The organism is Brevundimonas sp. Leaf363 (genome assembly GCF_001424025.1).
Classification (GTDB): domain Bacteria; phylum Pseudomonadota; class Alphaproteobacteria; order Caulobacterales; family Caulobacteraceae; genus Brevundimonas.
In genome coordinates, this window is record NZ_LMPZ01000002.1 from 1,047,402 (window position 1) to 1,064,335 (window position 16,934).

19 protein-coding genes are annotated in these 16,934 nt (G+C 67.7%); 7 read left to right on the forward strand and 12 right to left on the reverse strand.

Going from position 1 to position 16,934, the window contains the following annotated elements; translation table 11 throughout:
- Positions 1-157 precede the first annotated feature (157 nt).
- Genes cobS through ruvX form a run of 6 tightly spaced genes read right to left on the reverse strand, consistent with a single transcriptional unit; the run spans position 158 to position 5,085 of the window.
- A complete protein-coding gene (cobS, locus tag ASG17_RS08225) occupies positions 158-1,162 on the reverse strand; it encodes a cobaltochelatase subunit CobS (protein ID WP_056101636.1) in 1,005 nt (334 codons plus the stop codon).
- 31 nt (positions 1,163-1,193) lie between these two features.
- Positions 1,194-1,841, reverse strand: a complete 648-nt coding sequence (locus tag ASG17_RS08230; RefSeq protein WP_056101638.1) for a glutathione S-transferase family protein — start codon at positions 1,839-1,841, stop codon at positions 1,194-1,196.
- 41 nt (positions 1,842-1,882) lie between these two features.
- Positions 1,883-2,311 (reverse strand): organic hydroperoxide resistance protein, encoded by a 429-nt coding sequence (locus tag ASG17_RS08235; protein ID WP_056101640.1) that lies wholly within the window; start codon positions 2,309-2,311, stop codon positions 1,883-1,885.
- 17 nt (positions 2,312-2,328) lie between these two features.
- Positions 2,329-3,612 (reverse strand): dihydroorotase, encoded by a 1,284-nt coding sequence (gene pyrC / locus ASG17_RS08240; protein ID WP_056101642.1) that lies wholly within the window; start codon positions 3,610-3,612, stop codon positions 2,329-2,331.
- A complete protein-coding gene (locus ASG17_RS08245; RefSeq protein WP_056101644.1) occupies positions 3,609-4,586 on the reverse strand; it encodes an aspartate carbamoyltransferase catalytic subunit in 978 nt (325 codons plus the stop codon). Before ASG17_RS08245 ends, pyrC begins: the two co-directional genes overlap by 4 nt.
- Before the next feature lie 34 nt (positions 4,587-4,620).
- Positions 4,621-5,085, reverse strand: coding sequence for a Holliday junction resolvase RuvX (ruvX, locus tag ASG17_RS08250; protein ID WP_056101646.1), 465 nt, complete (start codon positions 5,083-5,085; stop codon positions 4,621-4,623).
- 71 nt (positions 5,086-5,156) lie between these two features.
- Here ruvX and ASG17_RS08255 point away from each other — a divergent pair, with 71 nt between their 5' ends.
- From ASG17_RS08255 to gatB, 4 genes are all read left to right on the forward strand, one after another.
- Complete coding sequence (locus ASG17_RS08255; RefSeq protein WP_056101649.1) at positions 5,157-5,702, forward strand: hypothetical protein; 546 nt, start codon at positions 5,157-5,159, stop codon at positions 5,700-5,702.
- A 76-nt stretch (positions 5,703-5,778) separates the two neighbouring features.
- The gene (gatC, locus tag ASG17_RS08260) at positions 5,779-6,066 is read left to right on the forward strand and encodes an Asp-tRNA(Asn)/Glu-tRNA(Gln) amidotransferase subunit GatC (protein WP_056101652.1); all 288 of its coding nucleotides are present in this window, start codon (positions 5,779-5,781) and stop codon (positions 6,064-6,066) included.
- 2 nt (positions 6,067-6,068) lie between these two features.
- Positions 6,069-7,547, forward strand: a complete 1,479-nt coding sequence (gene gatA, locus ASG17_RS08265; protein ID WP_056101655.1) for an Asp-tRNA(Asn)/Glu-tRNA(Gln) amidotransferase subunit GatA — start codon at positions 6,069-6,071, stop codon at positions 7,545-7,547.
- Between the two features lie 9 nt (positions 7,548-7,556).
- On the forward strand, positions 7,557-9,062 hold the full coding sequence (gene gatB / locus ASG17_RS08270) for an Asp-tRNA(Asn)/Glu-tRNA(Gln) amidotransferase subunit GatB (protein WP_056101658.1): 1,506 nt from the start codon (positions 7,557-7,559) through the stop codon (positions 9,060-9,062).
- A gap of 88 nt (positions 9,063-9,150) precedes the next feature.
- Here the strand turns inward: gatB and ASG17_RS08275 are convergent, their stop codons facing one another.
- From ASG17_RS08275 to ASG17_RS08285, 3 genes are all read right to left on the reverse strand, one after another.
- Positions 9,151-9,534, reverse strand: a complete 384-nt coding sequence (locus ASG17_RS08275; RefSeq protein ID WP_056101661.1) for an RcnB family protein — start codon at positions 9,532-9,534, stop codon at positions 9,151-9,153.
- A gap of 108 nt (positions 9,535-9,642) precedes the next feature.
- A complete protein-coding gene (locus ASG17_RS15685) occupies positions 9,643-10,773 on the reverse strand; it encodes an RcnB family protein (protein ID WP_235560387.1) in 1,131 nt (376 codons plus the stop codon).
- Between the two features lie 158 nt (positions 10,774-10,931).
- Complete coding sequence (locus ASG17_RS08285) at positions 10,932-11,480, reverse strand: RcnB family protein (protein WP_056101664.1); 549 nt, start codon at positions 11,478-11,480, stop codon at positions 10,932-10,934.
- 308 nt (positions 11,481-11,788) lie between these two features.
- Between ASG17_RS08285 and ASG17_RS08290 the strand changes: the two genes are divergently transcribed.
- Positions 11,789-12,097, forward strand: a complete 309-nt coding sequence (locus ASG17_RS08290; protein ID WP_056103304.1) for a hypothetical protein — start codon at positions 11,789-11,791, stop codon at positions 12,095-12,097.
- Positions 12,098-12,120: 23 nt separating this feature from the next.
- Here the strand turns inward: ASG17_RS08290 and ASG17_RS08295 are convergent, their stop codons facing one another.
- Positions 12,121-12,843, reverse strand: coding sequence for a polysaccharide biosynthesis/export family protein (locus ASG17_RS08295; protein ID WP_056101667.1), 723 nt, complete (start codon positions 12,841-12,843; stop codon positions 12,121-12,123).
- A gap of 90 nt (positions 12,844-12,933) precedes the next feature.
- Here ASG17_RS08295 and ASG17_RS08300 point away from each other — a divergent pair, with 90 nt between their 5' ends.
- A complete protein-coding gene (locus ASG17_RS08300; protein WP_056101670.1) occupies positions 12,934-14,385 on the forward strand; it encodes a Wzz/FepE/Etk N-terminal domain-containing protein in 1,452 nt (483 codons plus the stop codon).
- A 22-nt stretch (positions 14,386-14,407) separates the two neighbouring features.
- Positions 14,408-15,109 (forward strand): hypothetical protein, encoded by a 702-nt coding sequence (locus ASG17_RS08305; RefSeq protein ID WP_056101674.1) that lies wholly within the window; start codon positions 14,408-14,410, stop codon positions 15,107-15,109.
- A gap of 185 nt (positions 15,110-15,294) precedes the next feature.
- Here ASG17_RS08305 and ychF read toward each other — a convergent pair whose 3' ends face one another.
- Positions 15,295-16,392, reverse strand: coding sequence for a redox-regulated ATPase YchF (ychF, locus tag ASG17_RS08310; RefSeq protein ID WP_056101677.1), 1,098 nt, complete (start codon positions 16,390-16,392; stop codon positions 15,295-15,297).
- Between the two features lie 69 nt (positions 16,393-16,461).
- A complete protein-coding gene (locus ASG17_RS08315; protein WP_056101681.1) occupies positions 16,462-16,932 on the reverse strand; it encodes a copper chaperone PCu(A)C in 471 nt (156 codons plus the stop codon).
- Between the last annotated feature and the right edge of the window lie 2 nt (positions 16,933-16,934).

Consider the following 16,934-nt stretch of genomic DNA (forward strand, 5'->3'; position numbering starts at 1 on the left):
CCGATCTGCCTGGCCAGGTCGGCGCCGCGCGTACAGTCGCCGGTCATCCGGTCTTTGAAATGCAGCGCGGCTCGACCAACCGCCGAACGCATCGGACGGTTCGAACGGGTCGAACGATCTGGACGGTTCGGACGGCGTTTTCGCCATCCAAGGGGGATCAGCCGATTTTCACCCGCGTCGCCGCCTCGGGCAGGTCCTCGCCGAACGCCCGCTGATAAAACTCCGCAATCGTCGGCCGCTCCAGCTCGTCGCACTTGTTCAGAAACGTCAGGCGGAAGCTCAAGCCCAGGTCGCCGCCGAAGATCTGGGCGTTCTGCGCCCAGGTGATGACCGTGCGGGGGCTCATGACCGTCGAGATGTCGCCGTTCATGAAGGCGTTGCGGGTCATGTCGGCGACGCGGACCATGGCGGCGATCTTGCGGCGGCCCTCGGCGTCCTGCCACTCCGGGACCTTGGCGGCCACGATCTCGGCCTCCACGTCGTGGTCCAGATAGTTCAGCGTCGTGACGATGTTCCAGCGGTCCAGCTGGGCCTGATTGATCTGCTGCGCGCCGTGATACAGCCCCGTCGTGTCGCCCAGGCCGATGGTGTTCGACGTGGCGAACAGGCGGAAGAACGGGTTGGGCCGGATCACCCGGTTCTGGTCCAGCAGCGTCAGCCGACCCTGCGCCTCCAGCACCCGCTGGATCACGAACATGACGTCCGGGCGGCCTGCGTCGTATTCGTCGAACACCAGGGCGATGGGCCGCTGGATGGCCCAGGGCAGCATGCCCTCGCGGAACTCGGTGATCTGCTGGCCGTCCTTCAGGACGATGGCGTCCTTGCCGATCAGGTCGATCCGGCTGACGTGGCTGTCCAGGTTGATCCGCACCAGCGGCCAGTTCAGGCGAGCGGCGACCTGCTCGATATGGGTCGACTTGCCTGTGCCGTGATAGCCCTGGACCATCACCCGGCGGTCGAAGCTGAAGCCCGCGGCGATGGCGATGGTGGTCTGGGGGTCGAACTTATAGGCCTCGTCGATCTCGGGCACGTGGCTGTCGCGCTCGATGAACATGGGCGCGGTCATGTCGCTGTCGATCCCGAAGGCCTCGCGCAGCGTGACCTGACGGGTCGGCTCCAGTGTCAGCAGGGGATCGGGGGTGACGTCGAGGGGGGAGGCCATGCGCAGCGATTAGCGGGTCCGCCCGAACCCCTCAATCCCGATCCGGCGCCCCGAGCGGGAAATAGCCCCGGAACGGCCGCGCATCCTCGACACAGCGCGCCACCGACGGCCGCGCCAGCAGTCGGGCGCGGTAGGCCTTGAGGTGTGTCAGCTCAGCCGGGATCGGATGCGTCCAGTCGGCGTAGAACAGCGACGGCGCCGCCGCGCAATCGGCCAGGCTGAAGGTCTCGCCGCACGCCCAGGTCCGGCTCGCCATCCGCTCGTCCAGCCAGGCGTAGATCGTGTCCAGCCGCTTGCCGGCCTCAGCCACGCCGTACGGATCGCGGTCCGCCTCGGGGCGCAGCCTGTCGTAGATGAACCGCTGCTGGGGCGTGGAGACATGGATGTCGAAGATGCGGTCCATCATCCGCACGTCCACCGCCGCCACGGGATCGCTCGGGATCAGCGGCGCGATCGAGGCCTGCGTCGCCGCCAGATACTCGATCACCGCCGTCGTCTCGACGATCACCCGCTCCCGGTCGACCAGCACGGGGAACAGCTTGAGCGGCCACAGCCGCGCCAGCTCGGCGTTGTTCTCGGGCTCTTCCAGGTTGGCGTAGTCGAACGCCACGTCGCCCTCATAGAGCGCGATCAGCGCCTTCCAGCTGTAGGACGAGAAGGGGTGGACGAAGAGCTTCATGGGACCGGTTAGATTTCCTAACCGGTCCCCAGTCAAGCGGCTCAGGCTGTCGTCAGACGCACATCGACGTTGCCGCGCGTTGCGTTGGAATAGGGGCAGACCTGGTGGGCGGCCTCGACGGCCTTTTGAGCGGTCTCGGCATCCAGGCCGTGGTCGCTGACGGTCAGGTCGATGTCGAGGTTGAAACCCTCGCCTTTGGTGTTCTTGCCGAAGCCGACGCCGGCGGTGACCTTGGTGTCCGGGCCGACAGGCGTGCCCAGCTTGCCCGAGACCAGCCGCAGCGCGCCCAGGAAGCAGGCGGCGTAGCCGGTGGCGAACAGCTGTTCAGGGTTCGTGCCGTCGCCGCCCTTGCCGCCCATTTCGGTCGGCGTGGACAGGCGCACGTCGATCTTGCCGTCGTCGGTGGTCGAGCGACCGTCTTCGCGGCCGCCGCCGCTGGCGGTCGATTGGGCGCGGTAGAGAACTTCCATGGTGGCTCCTTTTGGGGTCAGGCCGCGTAAACGCCGCGACCCCCGACCCAGGTCCGAAGAACCTTGCCCTGAAGCCTTCGGCCGTCGAACGGCGAGTTCTTGGATTTGGAGCGTAGACGGTCCGCGTCAATGACCACCGGAGCGCCCGCGTCGAAAAGAACCAGATCGGCCGGCGCGCCCTCGGCCAGCACACCCGCATCGAGACCCAGCAGTGTCGCCGGGCCGTGGGTCAGGGGGCGCAGAACGTCCAGCAGGTCCAGCCCCGCCTCGTGATGCAGAGTCAGGGCGGCGGGCAGGAGGGTCTCCAGACCCACGGCGCCCGGCGCGGCCTCGGCGAAGGGGCGGCGCTTGTCCTCGGCGGGGGCGGGGGCGTGGGCGGAGGTGATGGCGTCGATCAGCCCCTCGCGGACCGCCTCGATAAGCGCCTGCCGGTCGCTCTCGGCGCGCAGCGGCGGGTCCAGCCGGTAGAAGGTGCGGTAGTCGCCGATGTCCACCTCGTTGAAGCACAGGTGGTTGATCGAGACGCTGACGGCGATCTCCAGGCCGCGCGCCCGGGCCCGTGCCAGGGTCTCCAGCGCGCCCTCGGTCGAGATCTGGTCGACCAGGAAGCGGACGCCGGTCTGTTCCACCAGCGCCAGGTCGCGCTCCAGACCGATACGCTCGGCGATGGCGGGACTGCCGGACAGGCCCAGACGGGTGGCCATCTCGCCGGAGGCTGCGACCGCGCCTGCGCTCAGCCAGGGATCGGCGGGGCGGCAGGCGATCAGGGCGTTGAAGGCGACGGCGTAGCTCATCACCCGCTGCAGGGTGCGGCTGTTGACGATGATGCTGTCGCCGTCGGTGAAATACAGGGCGCCGGCCTCGTCCATCAGGCCGATCTCGGCCATCCGCTCGCCGCCCAGCTTCTGGGTCGCCGCGCCGGCCGCGCGGACATTCACGAGATTCAGCGCCGCGCCGCGCCGCTGAATGAAGTCGATCATGGCCGGGTCGTCGACGGCGGGATCGGTGTCCGGCTGGACGACTATGGTCGTCACGCCCCCGGCCGCGGCGGCCAGGCTGGCGGACTTCAGCGTCTCCTTGGGCTCGGCGCCGGGCTCACCTGTCTTGACCCGGATGTCGATCAGGCCGGGCGCGAGGCAGCGGCCGTCTGCGTCGATGATGTCGAGGTTGGCGGGGGTGTTGGTCGCCGCGCCGCGCACCACCTCGACGATGTGGCCGTCCTGAACCAGCACGGCGCCGGGGCCGTCATAGTCGCTGGCGGGGTCCAGCAGACGGGCGTTGACGATGGCGAAGGCGGTCACTGGTCAACCTCGCGCCGCGCCGACAGGCTGGCCAGCACGGCCATCCGGGCGGCGACGCCCATCTCGACCTGATCCTGGATCAGCGAGACCGACAGGTCGTCGGCGACGTCGGAATCGATCTCCACGCCCCGGTTCATCGGCCCCGGATGCATCACCTTGGCTCCCGGCGCGGCCCAGGTCAGCTTCTCGCGGTCCAGACCCCAGAAGCGGAAATACTCGCGCGTCGACGGGACCAGCGCCCCGGTCATTCGCTCCAGCTGAAGCCTCAGCATCATGACCACGTCGGCGCCCTTCAGTCCCTCGCGCATGTCATGAAAGACCGGCACGCCCCAGTGCTCGGCCCCGCCCGAGGTCAACGTCGGCGGCCCGACCAGTCGCACCTCGGCGCCCATCATGGTCAGCAGGGTGACGTTCGATCGCGCCACCCGGCTGTGGGTCACGTCGCCGCAGATGGCGACGGTCAGCCCGCCGATCCGCCCGAAGGCGCGGCGCAGGCTGAGCAGGTCCAGCAGCGCCTGCGTCGGATGCTCATGCCGCCCGTCGCCGGCGTTGACGACCGCGCAGCCGACCTTCTGCGACAGCAACTCGGCCGCGCCCGACGCGCCGTGCCGCACCACCAGGATGTCCGGCTTCATGGCGTTCAGCGTCACCGCCGTATCGATCAGGGTCTCGCCCTTCTTCACCGAGGAGGCGGCGACCGGCATGGTCACGACGTCGGCGCCGAGGCGTTTTGCGGCGATTTCGAAGGAGGAGGAGGTCCGCGTCGAATTCTCGAAGAACAGGTTCACGACGGTGCGGCCGCGCAGCAGGTCCAGCCCCTTGGTCGACTGCCGGTTCATGTCGACGAAGGCGTCGCCCAGATCGAGCAGGTTCTCGGCCGCGACCGGATTCAGGTCCAGCGACGACAGGAAATGCGGGGTGGGGAAGGGCGCGAGCCGCGTCTGGATACGGTCGGTGACGTCGGCTTCGGTCATTAAAGGGCGGCTATACGTTGCGGCGGACGCGGCCTCAAGCGCGAAGCCGATCAAGCGCGCCTTGCAGGATCCAGGCGGCGGCCGTGCGGTCCACCACATCGGCCCGGCGTTTGCGGGTCAGGTCCATTTCCTCGATCAGGAAGCGCTCGACCGCGCTGGTGGACAGCCGCTCGTCCCAGAAGGCGACGTGGGTGGGCTGGATGCGGTCCAGGTTGCGGGCGAAGGCGCGGCAGGACTGGGCGCGCGGGCCCTCCGTCCCATCCATGTTCAGCGGCAGGCCGATGACCAGGGCGCTGGCGCTGCGGCCGCGCATCAGCTTCAGCACCGCCTCGGCGTCCTGGGTGAACTTGGCCTTGCGGATCAGCTGGATCGGGCTGGCGATCATCCGCGACGTGTCCGACGCCGCCACGCCGATGGTCTTCTCGCCCAGGTCCAGCCCCAGCCACGGCGTTCCGGGCGGGCAGGCGGCGGCGAGGTCGATCAGATCATGAACGGGCACGAGGGGGCGGTAGGGCTCGCCAACGGGCGAGTCAAAGGACAAGGTGAGGCAAATCGGAAAAGGAGCCCGCCGTGATCCGCGCCGTCCTCATCGCCTCCGCCGTCGCCCTGGCCGCCTGTGGCCAAGCCGAGCCGCCCGTTCAGGCGCCCGCGCCGGCTCCCGGAACCGAGCCCGGCTCGACACCGCCGTCGTCGCCCACGGCGCCGCCGCCGGTCACGGCCCCAGCGCCGCTGACGCCCGCGGGACCGGCGCAGGCCGTCGCGCTGAACGACCAGGCCGAACTGCAATGGTCCGCATCCGTCGTGAAGCTGCAGACGCTGGCCAGCGGCGCCAAGCTGTTCGGCGTGGCGGGGGGCGACCCGGCCATGAATGGGCTGCAGACCTATATCGGCTTCTTCGAGGATCCGGCGGACGGCTGGCGCATCTATCCGGTCGGCGACATCCTGGACTTCACCGTGCTGAACCAAGCGCCAAATCGCGTGGACCTGCAGATCAGCGAAAGCGTGATGGACCCCGCGACGCAGGCGATCGGCAGCCGCACCCGCCGCGTCATCGTCGCCTGGACGGGCCCGTCCGGGGTGGCGCCTACCGCGGTGACGGTGACGCCCGCGCGGTAACCGCCCCGTCCTTGTGAAATCAGGCCGCGACCGCTAGTCGTCCGGCCTCAATCCGACGTGCATTCTGGAGGGCCGCATGGCCATCGACGCCGCGACGGTGCGCAAGGTCGCGCACCTCGCCCGCATCAAGACCCCCGAGGATCGGCTCGAGCCTCTGGCCGCCGAGCTGAATGGCATCATGGCCTGGATCGAGCAGCTGGGCGAGGTCGACGTCGAGGGCGTGGAGCCGATGACGTCGAACGTGTCGCAGCCGCTTCGTCTGCGCGACGACGTGGTCACAGATGGCGACAAGATCGCCGACGTCCTGGCCAATGCGCCGAAGTCGGCGGACGGCTTCTTCGTAGTTCCGAAGGTGGTCGAATAGTCATGGCCGACCTGACAAAATTGACCCTCAAGGGCGCCGTCGACGGCCTGAAGGCCAAGGACTTCTCCTCGGCCGAGATCACGCAGGCCTTCCTGACCAACATCGAGGCCGCCAACCCGCGCCTGAACGCTTATGTCGAGGTCACGGCGGACAAGGCGCTGGCGATGGCCGCCGCGTCCGACGCGAAGATCGCGGCGGGGCAGGGCGGAGTGCTGGAAGGCGCGCCGTTGGGCATCAAGGACCTGTTCTGCACCGAGGGCGTCCAGACGACGGCCGGCTCCAACATGCTGCGCGGGTTCATCCCGCCCTATGAATCGACCGTCACCGCCAATCTGTGGCGCGACGGGGCTGTCATGCTGGGCAAGCTGAACATGGACGAATTCGCCATGGGCTCGTCCAACGAGACCAGCGCCTTCGGCCCGGTGGTGAACCCCTGGAAGTCGAAGGGATCGAACGCGGACCTGACGCCGGGCGGCAGCTCGGGCGGCTCGGCCTCGGCGGTGTCGGCGGACCTGTGCCTGGCCGCGACGGCGTCCGACACCGGCGGCTCGATCCGCCAGCCCGCCGCCTTCACCGGCACGGTCGGGATCAAGCCGACCTATGGCCGCGCCAGCCGCTTCGGCATGGTCGCCTTCGCCTCGTCGCTGGACCAGGCGGGACCGATCACGAAGACGGTCGAGGACGCGGCGCTGCTGCTGACGTCGATGTGCTCGTTCGACGTGAAGGATTCGACCAGCCTGGACGTCGAGACGCCGGACTGGACGGCGTCGGTCGGCCAATCGGTCAAGGGCCTGCGCATCGGCGTGCCGGCCGAATACGTCGTCGACGGCATGCCGGAGGAGATGTCCAAGGTCTGGGCCGACGGCATCGAATGGCTGAAGACCGCGGGCTGCGAGATCGTCTACATCAGCCTGCCGCACACCAAATACGCCCTGCCGACCTACTACATCGTGGCCCCGGCCGAGGCGTCGTCGAACCTGGCGCGCTATGACGGCATGCGCTTCGGCCACCGGGCCGAGGGCGCCAAGTCGCTGAACGACCTCTACGAGACCTCGCGGGCCGAGGGCTTCGGCAAGGAGGTCCAGCGCCGCCTGACCATCGGAGCTTATGTCCTCTCGGCCGGCTTCTATGACGCCTACTACGTCAAGGCGCTTAAGGTGCGTCGCCGCATCGCCCAGGACTTCGACAACGTCTGGGACAAGGTCGACGCCATCCTGACGCCATCGACCCCCTCGGCTGCCTTCGCCATCGGCGACAAGGAGGTCGATCCGGTGACCATGTATCTGAACGACGTTTTCACGGTGACGGCCAACCTGGCCGGCCTGCCGGGCATTTCGGTGCCGGCGGGGCTGGATCCCAACGGCCTGCCGCTGGGCCTGCAGGTCATCGGCAAGGCGCTGGACGAGGCGACGGTGTTCCGCGTAGCGGGCGCGCTGGAGCAGGCGGCGGGGTTCACGGCACGCGCCGGGAAGTGGTGGTAGGCTGAACAGATGACCGACACGATCAAGCCATCGACGTTCACCATCCAGGGCCGGACCGGGCCGTGGGAGCTTGTCATGGGGCTGGAGATCCACGCGCAAGTGGCGTCCAAGGCCAAGCTGTTCTCGGGCGCGGCGGTCGGTTTCGGCGCCGGGCCGAACGAGCAGGTCTCGCTGGTCGACGCCGGCTTTCCCGGCATGCTGCCGACGCTGAACAAGCACTGCGTCGAACAGGCAGTGAGGACGGGCCTGGGCCTGCGTGCGCAGATTAATCGCCGCAGCCAATTCGACCGTAAGAACTATTTCTATCCCGACCTGCCGACCGGCTATCAGATCAGCCAGCTGTTCCATCCGATCGTCGGCGAGGGCGTCGTCGAGGTCGAGGGCGAGGACGGGCAGTTCTTCAACGTCGGCATCGAGCGGCTGCACCTGGAACAGGACGCGGGCAAGCTGATCCACGACCTGTCGCCGACCGAGAGCTTCGTCGATCTGAACCGCGCCGGCACCGCCCTGATGGAGATCGTCTCGCGGCCCGACCTGCGCACGCCGGACGAGGCGGTGGCCTATGTGAAGAAGATCCGGACCATCCTGATCTATCTGGGCACCTGCGACGGCGACATGGAGAAGGGCAATCTGCGCGCCGACGTGAACGTGTCAGTGTGCCGGCCCGGCCAGTACGAGAAGTTCAAGGCGACCGGCGACTTCAGCCATCTGGGCACGCGCTGCGAGATCAAGAACGTCAACTCGTTCCGCTTCATCAACCAGGCCATCCACTACGAGGCCCGCCGGCAGATCGAGATCATCGAGGACGGCGGCAAGGTGGATCAGGAGACCCGCCTGTTCGACCCCGGCAAGGGCGAGACCCGCTCCATGCGGTCCAAGGAAGAGGCGATGGACTATCGCTATTTCCCTGACCCTGACCTGCTGCCGCTGGAGCTGGAACAGGCGTGGATCGACGAAATCCGGGCCTCGCTGCCCGAGCTGCCGGACGAGAAGCGCCGGCGGCTGATGGCCGACTATGGCCTGTCGCAGTACGACGCTATCGTTCTGATCTCGGAGCAGGCCAAGGCGGACTACTTCGAGGCGGCTGCGAAGGGGCGTGACGCCAAGCTCGTGGCCAACTGGGTGACGAACGAGCTGTCGGCGCGCCTGACGGCCGAGGGCAAGGACTTCGGCGAGAACCCGCTGCCGGCCGCCCATGTGGCGCAGCTGGTCGAGCTGATCGAGACCGGCGTCATCTCGTCCAAGATCGCCAAGGAGGTGTTCGACCACGTCTGGAACGGCGAGGGCTCGCCCGCCGAGGTCGTGGATACGCACGGCCTGAAGCAGGTCACGGACACCGTCGCCATCGAGAAGGCCGTCGACGACATCATCGCCGCCAACCCGGACAAGGCCGCCGCCGTCGCGGAGAAGCCCCAGGCCATCGGCTGGTTCGTCGGCCAGGTCATGAAGGCCACTGGCGGCAAGGCCAACCCGGCTGCGGTGAACGACATCCTGAAGGCGAAGCTGGGGTTGTAGCGCGCGGTTCAGCGCACCGTGTCATCAGCACGAAAAAGCCCGCCCGGATCGCTCCGGGCGGGCTTTCTTGTTCAGGTCGTGCCGGCGCCTAGTTGCTCAGCAGCGAGATGATCACGCCGGTGGCCAAAGCCGCCAGGACGATGTCGCCGGTGTCCGTGCGGTAATAACCGTAGCCGCGCGGCGGGGCGCGATAGCCGTAGCGTTGATAGTCGTTGATATACCAGTTGGACCGGTACTGGCGCGGCAGGGTCGCGCCGCGATAGTAGCGACGGGCCTCGCGGCGATCGTGACGGTATTCGCGACGATCCTGCCGACGCTCGTAGCGGTGGTCGCGGCGGTCCTCCCGACGCTCCCATCGTTCATATCGGCCATCGCGGTCGCGATCGTGACCCCAGGACTGCGCCGAAGCGGCCAACGGCGCCGAGACGGCCATGGCGGCGGTCAGTGCGCCGATCATCAGTGTCTTCTTCATCTGTCAGTCTCCTTCGGCCGGTGTGGCGGCCTCTGTTGTCTTCCCGACTAGGGCGCAGGATGAACCTGCGCCCCTGAACCGGAACTGAACGAGATGTTTAGGCGGTCCTCAGTACGTCCAGGCGTCGTAGACGACGTCCAGGATGTAACCGTCGCGGTCGTCGATCAGGTAGATGGTGTTATCCACCAGCACCCAACGCGTTCCCGGCTCCGGATAGCCCAGACCGTAGGTCCGGTAATCCAGGTTGTAGCGCCAGAAGACCGACGGGAGGTAGTCGCCCTCGTACCAGCGTTGATTATAGTACGAGCGCGGCACCGAGTAGTAACCGAAGCCCGGCGCGAAGTAGAAGCCGAACCGAACGCCGTTGTACCCACGCCAGCGGTGGTCGTTCCTCCACCAGTCACGGCCGTGGTTGCGACGCCAGTCGTCGCGCCAGCGGTTGCGGTCCCAGTCGCGAGGCCGGTTCGGGCGGTTCCAGCCGCCGTTGCCGTTGTGGCCGCCATTGTTCCAGCCGCCGTGGCCATTGCCGGGACGGTCGGGACGATCCGGGCGACCACCGCCGTTGTTGTGACCGCCATTGTTCCAGCCGCCGTTACCGGGCCGGTCAGGGCGGTCCGGACGGCCGCCGCCGTTGTTATGGCCGCCGCCGCTGCCGTTGCCAGGACGATCGGGCCGGTCTGGGCGGTTCGGGCCGTTGCCGCCATTGTTCCAGCCACCGCCGTTGCCGTTGCCGTTGCCGGGACGGTCGGGACGGTCAGGGCGACCGCCGCCGGTGTTGCCGCCGCCGTTGTTCCAGCCGCCGTTGCCGGGACGATCCGGCCGGTTGGGCTGGCCCGGTTGGCCGGGACGACCACCCCCGTTGTTCCAGCCGCCGCCGTTGTTTCCGGGGCGATCCGGGCGGTCGGGACGTCCGCCGCCGTTGTTGGCGCCGCCGCCGTTCGATGGGCGATCTGGGCGCGTGGGGCCCTGGCCGCCGGTTTCCGGACGGCTGGGACGCTGGCCTCCGCCGCCGGGGCCGAAGCGGTCACCGCCGCCGCGACTGTCGCCACGGCTCTCGGAGCGATCGCCACGCGGCTGTGCGGGACGCGGGCGCGGCCCATTGTTTCGGCTTGGCGCAGGCCGCGCCTCGCTGTTCTCATCACGGTCGCGTCCGCGATTCTGCGCGGCGCTGGCCACAGGCGCCATCGCCGGGATGGCGAAGGCGGCGATGGCCGTGAAAACCATCAGCGTACGTTTCATGGTCGTTTTCCCCGGCACGCCCTCTGTGGGCGGCTTAAGGTTGATGATCCGCCTCAGCGCATGAACCCGATCTGAACGAAATTCAGGGTTCGGCGGTCAGAAAAAAGGCCCCGCAAACGGCTGTCTGCGAGGCCTCCTTCAAGCGTTGCCTGAACCTCTTAGAACAGGTTCGAGAACACGCCCGCGATCAGGCCGGACGTGAGCGCGACCAGCAGGATGTCGTCGTTGGCGTAGACATATCGATAGCCATGCGGGGGCCGGTTCAGGCCATAGCGATAATAGTCATCGACGTAGTAGCCACGGTAGGCGGGCGGCAGGTATCCGCCTCTAGCCCAACGATGGCCGTAGTATCGCGGCTCGACATTGTAGTAGCCGCGACCCGGCGCGTACCACTGACCCTGACGGGGGCCGTTCCAGTCGCGGTACGAAGCGCGCCGGTCCTGGCGCCAGTCACGACGGTCGTTGCGGCGATCGTTGCGGTAGTCGCGTCGATCATCCCGGCGATCGTCCCGATAGTCGCGACGGTCATTGCGGTGGTCCTGGCGATAGTCGCGACGATCATCGCGGCGCTCGCTGCGATAATCCCTGCGGTCATCGCGGCGTTGCTCGCGGTGGTCGCGATCGCGGCTCTGTGCTTGCGCTGCCAGTGGGGCAGCGGTCGTCATCAGGGCGATGGCGACGACGGCGGCCTTGGTAAAGCGGTTCATCCTAGACTCCTTGTCACAGCACGGCTTGACCGTGGTCCCCCGTGTTGAGGTTCAGCGTCGGTCCCGGCGCATGAACTGTGTCTGAACGACCGTGTCAGGATTGAAACGAAGGCCGCGCGCTCACCGGCTTCGCGTTAACCGCGCGACAAGACGGGTTTAGAGATCGTGACTTGCCGCCAGAGTATTCATCTTGACTTTACAGAAAAGATTCGAGCCCGCCTTGGCTGTTAACTTTAACTTTAATGACGGGGCGCTTCATGGCGACACGGAAGCGACGTCAGAACGACGCGCCTGAGAGGGACACGGTGATGATGGCGCAAGAAATCGCGCAAGCCACGGATCAGACGGCGGACGAGGGCCTGCCGTTGCCCACGCCAGACATGGACGGCGACGCGCTGTTCCGTCTGGGCCTGATGTACTCGACCGGGGCGGAAGGTTGCCCGATGGATCGGGTCTCGGCGCACATGATCTTCAACCTGGCGGCCATGAAGGGCTCGGTCGAGGCGCGGATCTACCGCCGCGAGATGAGCCAGGAAATGGAGCAGGACGAAATCGCCGAGGCGCAACGCTCGGCGCGTCGCTGGATCGATTCGGGCCGGGTCACCCTGGCGGCCTGAACGGCGGCCGCCTGACCTGTCGGCTAGAACTGGGCGTAGCTGTTCCCGTTGATGGAGTAGCTGAAGCCGACCGGCAGGGCGTTGCGGATCAAGGTGAAGAAGTTGGCCAGTTCGCCCAGGTTCGAGCGCGGCACATAGATGATGTCGTTACGACGAATGGCGATGGCCACCGCACGTCGGGGCCGCAGGTCGACGACGCGGATCATCCGGCTGCCGCCTGGGCCACGGCGGATGAGAGCGACCTGCTCCGGCTTGGCGATCGTGGTGTAGTCGCCCGCCGCGATGACCGCCTGATAGGCGTCCATGTCGCCGTTGATCTCATAGACGCCCGGCGTTTTGACCTCGCCCGCCACGAACACGCGGATCGGCCCGGCCTGCCGCAGGCTGACCTCGACCAGCGGGCGAACCAGCTGCGAGGCATAGGCGGCCGCGACCTCGCCTTGCAGCTCCATCAACGTTCGGTCGCCGGCCATGACCTGGCCGATCAGGGGCAGGGTGATACGGCCGTCCGGCCCAACCTTGAGCTGACGGTTCAACTCCGGCGCAGTGGGCATGGTCACATCGATCTCGTCATTGACCGACAGGACGTACTCCGGCTCTGCGTCCGTCCAGGTCGCAAAGGGAATGTCCGCAAAATCGCTGGACGCGCCCGCCGGGCCTGCGACGCGCGCCGCCGGGCCATTGGAGGCGCAAGCCCCGAGCGCGCCTGCGGCGGCGAACAGAAAAAGACGACGATCCAGCGACATGGGGGCAAGGTCCGCGCTTATGGGTAATCGTTGGTTAACGGCGACAGGCGAAGTCTGAGGGTCTTAAGTACCCGGGATTCGCAACATTCGATGCGTTCGTCGCTCCAGGCCCCAGTTCGACCGCGTTATGGGCTGCTCGACGTCGTCGGGCTGCTGCTGCGCGAGACGATTCTGATGATCGTCGTCTTCGTGGTCATCTTCGCCCTGGGCGCGGCGGCCGTGCTGACGGTGATGAAAAAGAGCTACACGGCGACGGCCAGCGTCTTCGCCGGCGTCGGTCAGGAATACGTCTATCAGCCGCGCGTCGGCACCAGCGAGCGGGGCCAGGCGCCGACGGCTGATGAAGTCAGCCAGTCCGAGGCCGCCATTCTCGGGTCGACCGAGGTCAAGCAGAGGGTCATTGAAGCGCTGGGCCCGCGTCTGTTTCAGGGCAGCCAGCCTTCGACGAAGTCTCAGCCCGAGCAGGTTCAGGACGCCATGAAGGTGCTGGACGCCGGCCTGGGCATCGGTGTTGCGCCGTCCAGCCCGGTCATCAGCGTCAGCTATGAGGCAGACGATCCCGCCGTGGCGGCGCGCGTCCTCAACGCTGTGGTGGATCAGTATCTGGTGTATCGCCGAGCGGTCGTCTTCCAGAACGGCGATCCCACCGCCATCGGCACCCAGCGCCAGACGTTCGAGAACGAGCTGGCGGATGCGGACGCCGCCTATGGCGACTTCCTGCAGTCCAATGACATTGGCGATTTCGCCACGGCCAAGGCGACGCTGGCGGCCAACTATCAGGCCGTGTTCACCGACCGGATGTCGGTCCAGGCCCAGCTAAACCAGGCCACGCAGCGCCTGCAGACCCTGACGGCGCAGCAGGCCGGCACGCCCGCCGAGATCGCCCTGCAACAGGACCTGAACATCACCGCGCAGGACCAGGTCCTGCAACTGCGCACCGAGCGCGAACAGCTTCTGGCGCGCTATCAGCCCGACTCGCAGCCCGTGCGTGACATCGAGGCGCGGATCAACCAGCTGCAGGGCTATGTCGCCACCGGCACGACGGTGGGGCCCAAGGAGGTCCGCACCGGGCCGAACCCGATCTGGGTCGAGCTAGAGACGACGCGCATCAACACCCAGGCGGACCGTGATTCGCTGGCGGCCCGCCTCTCTGTGCTGAACCGGCAGCTGGAAGAGCTGCGCGGACGGCTGTCGCGGCTGACGCAGATCGAGTCGGAGAACTCGACCCTGGCCGGCAACCGCGAGGTGCTGAGCGCATCGATCCGCGAGTTCCAGCAGCGAGAGACCCAGGCGCGCGCCGATAATGAGCTGGTGCGCGCGGGCGCCGACAACGTCCGGGTCATCGAACGGGCCCAGCCGCCCCTGAAGGGCAAGAGCCTGAAAATCCCTCTGCTGGCCGCCGTTTTCCTGCTGGCGGGCTTCACGGCGCTGTGCGTCGGCTTGCTGCGCATATTCACACGGTCCGGTTTCGTGACGCCGGCGTCGGCCGGGCGGACGCTGGAGCTTCCGGTTCTGGCCGTCGCGCCGCTGAAAACGCGCTGACGGGCGTGGTAGGATCGATTCGATGGTCGATCTGACGGCTGAGATGGGCGCGCTGTGGGCGGCGCTGGGGCCCTCCCCAGCGCATCGCGGGCGTGTGATCCAATTTGCCGCCGCATCGACGGGCGAGGGTGTCTCTACCGTCGCGCGCGAATACGCGCGCCTGGTCGCCGTGCGCGCCCGCAAGCCCGTGTGGCTGATCGACGGCGACCTGGTCCAGCAGGGCCAGCTGGAGGCCGCCGCCGCCGAGCCCGACCGGTTCGGGCGGCTGGGCCGTGCGGCGCAGGCCTCGCCCGACGGCAGCGCCTTCTTCGCCGTGACCCCGCGCCCGACCAATGAGACCGGCCAGATCCTGCCGCCCGCAGCCTTGCTGACTGCGCGGCCATGCCTCGGCGGCCGCTTGTGGATCACCCGCTTCCCGATGGAGCGGCTACGTTCGGGTCAGAAGGTCGAGGCCGTGGGCGACCCGGCTTACTGGGACGCCATGCGCCGCCACGCCGACACCGTCATTATCGACGCCCCGGCGGCGGACCGCAGCGACACGGCGATTACCCTGGCGCCCTATGTCGACGCCACCGTCTTGGTGGTTGCGGCCGGCGGCACTTCGGCCGAGGAGCCGGCGATTCTGCGCGACGAGATCGAGGCCGTGGGCGGGCGCATAGCCGGCCTGGTGATGAACCGTTCGACGTACAAGCCGCCTGGACTGTTGAAACGGCTGACAGGCTGAACCGGGCTTCCCTCTTCCAGAGGGAGAGGGCTTGAGGCCCGCAGAGCGCATCGATGCGTCTTGGCCGAAAGGGTGAGGGGACTGCCCTCAACGGTTGGCCGCTCACCCCTCACCCTTTCGCGCAAGGACGACGGCTTGCGCCGCCGTGCGCTCAAGCCCTCTCCCTTTGGGAGAGGGGAGCCGCTTTAGTTATTGAACAGGAAGTGCATCACGTCGCCGTCCTTGACGACGTAGGTCTTGCCCTCCGCGCGCATCTTGCCGGCTTCCTTGGCGCCCGTTTCGCCTTTCAGAGCGACATAGTCGGGGTAGGCGATCGTCTCGGCGCGGATGAAGCCCTTTTCGAAGTCGGTGTGGATCACGCCGGCCGCCTGGGGCGCGGTGGCGCCGACGGGGATGGTCCAGGCGCGCGCTTCCTTGGGGCCGACGGTGAAGTAGGTCTGCAGGCCCAGTAGGGCGTAGGCCTCGCGGATCAGGCGGTTCAGGCCCGGTTCTTCCAGGCCCATGCTCTCCAGGAACTCGGCCTGTTCGGCGTCGTCCAGGATGGCCAGCTCCGAATCGATCTTGGCCGAGATGACGACGGTGTTGGCGCCATCGGCCTTGGCGCGCTGGGCGACGGTCTCGGACAGCGCATTGCCCTTGTCGGCCGAGCCCTCGTCGACGTTGGCGACGTAGAGGGCGGGCAGGGCGGTCAGCAGCTGCAGCATGTCCCAAGCCTTCTTGTCTTCCTTGGAGACGTCGACGACGCGGGCGGGACGGCCGTTGTTCAGCTGGGCCAGGGCGGCGTCGACGAGGCGCAGGCTCTGCTGGCTGTCCTTGTCGCCGCCCTTGGCCTTCTTCTCCATTTGGAGGCGGCGGCGCTCCAGGCTCTCCAGGTCGGCCAGCATCAGCTCGGTCTCGATGATCTCGAGGTCCGAAACCGGGTCGATGCGGTTTTCGACGTGGGTGATGTCGTCGTCGATGAAGCAGCGCGCGACGAAGGCCATGGCGTCGCAGTCGCGGATGTTGGCCAGAAACTGGTTGCCCAGGCCCTCGCCCTTTGACGCGCCGCGCACCAGGCCGGCGATGTCCACGAAGGTGATCCGCGAGGGGATGATCTCCTTGGATCCGGCGATCTGGGCCAAAACGTCCAGGCGCGGCTCAGGCACCGCCACGTCGCCGGTGTTCGGCTCGATGGTGCAGAAGGGATAGTTCGCCGCCTGGGCCGCCGCGGTGCGGGTCAGGGCGTTGAACAGGGTGGACTTGCCGACGTTGGGCAGGCCGACGATCGCGACTTTGAGAGCCATGGCGCTTTCGGGAGTGACGTGAAGGGGCCGCCTTTAGCCGCTCCCGATCGCTTTGTCAGGTCGAGACCGTCAGTGCGCCATGTGATCGGCGCCCGCCGTCGCCCCGATGGGACGGACCTGCGCCCGCACGTCCATCTGTGGCGCGTGCTGGAAGGTCAGAGCCAGGGTCACGGTTTCACCCGCGACCAAGGGGCCGGTCAGCCCGACGAGCATGATGTGGCTGCCGCCCGGCGCCAGCGCCTGAGGTCGGCCGTCGGGCAGGAGCAGCCCTTCGGCCATCTCGCCCATCTTCATGACGCCGCCGCCCGTCGACATCTCGTGAATCTGAACGGTCCGGGCGCGGTCGGTCGAGACGCGGACCAGACGGTCGCCGCCGCCGATGGCGGTCAAGGTGACAAAGCAGCCGCCGGTGGGCGCGCCGTTGGGTGTGGCGCGGCACCAGGGATCGGTGACTTCGACACGGGCGCCGGCGGACGGCTTTGCGGCGGGCGAGCCGCAGGCGGCCAGAGCGAGCAGCAGCAGGGGGGCGAAGCGCTTCATGG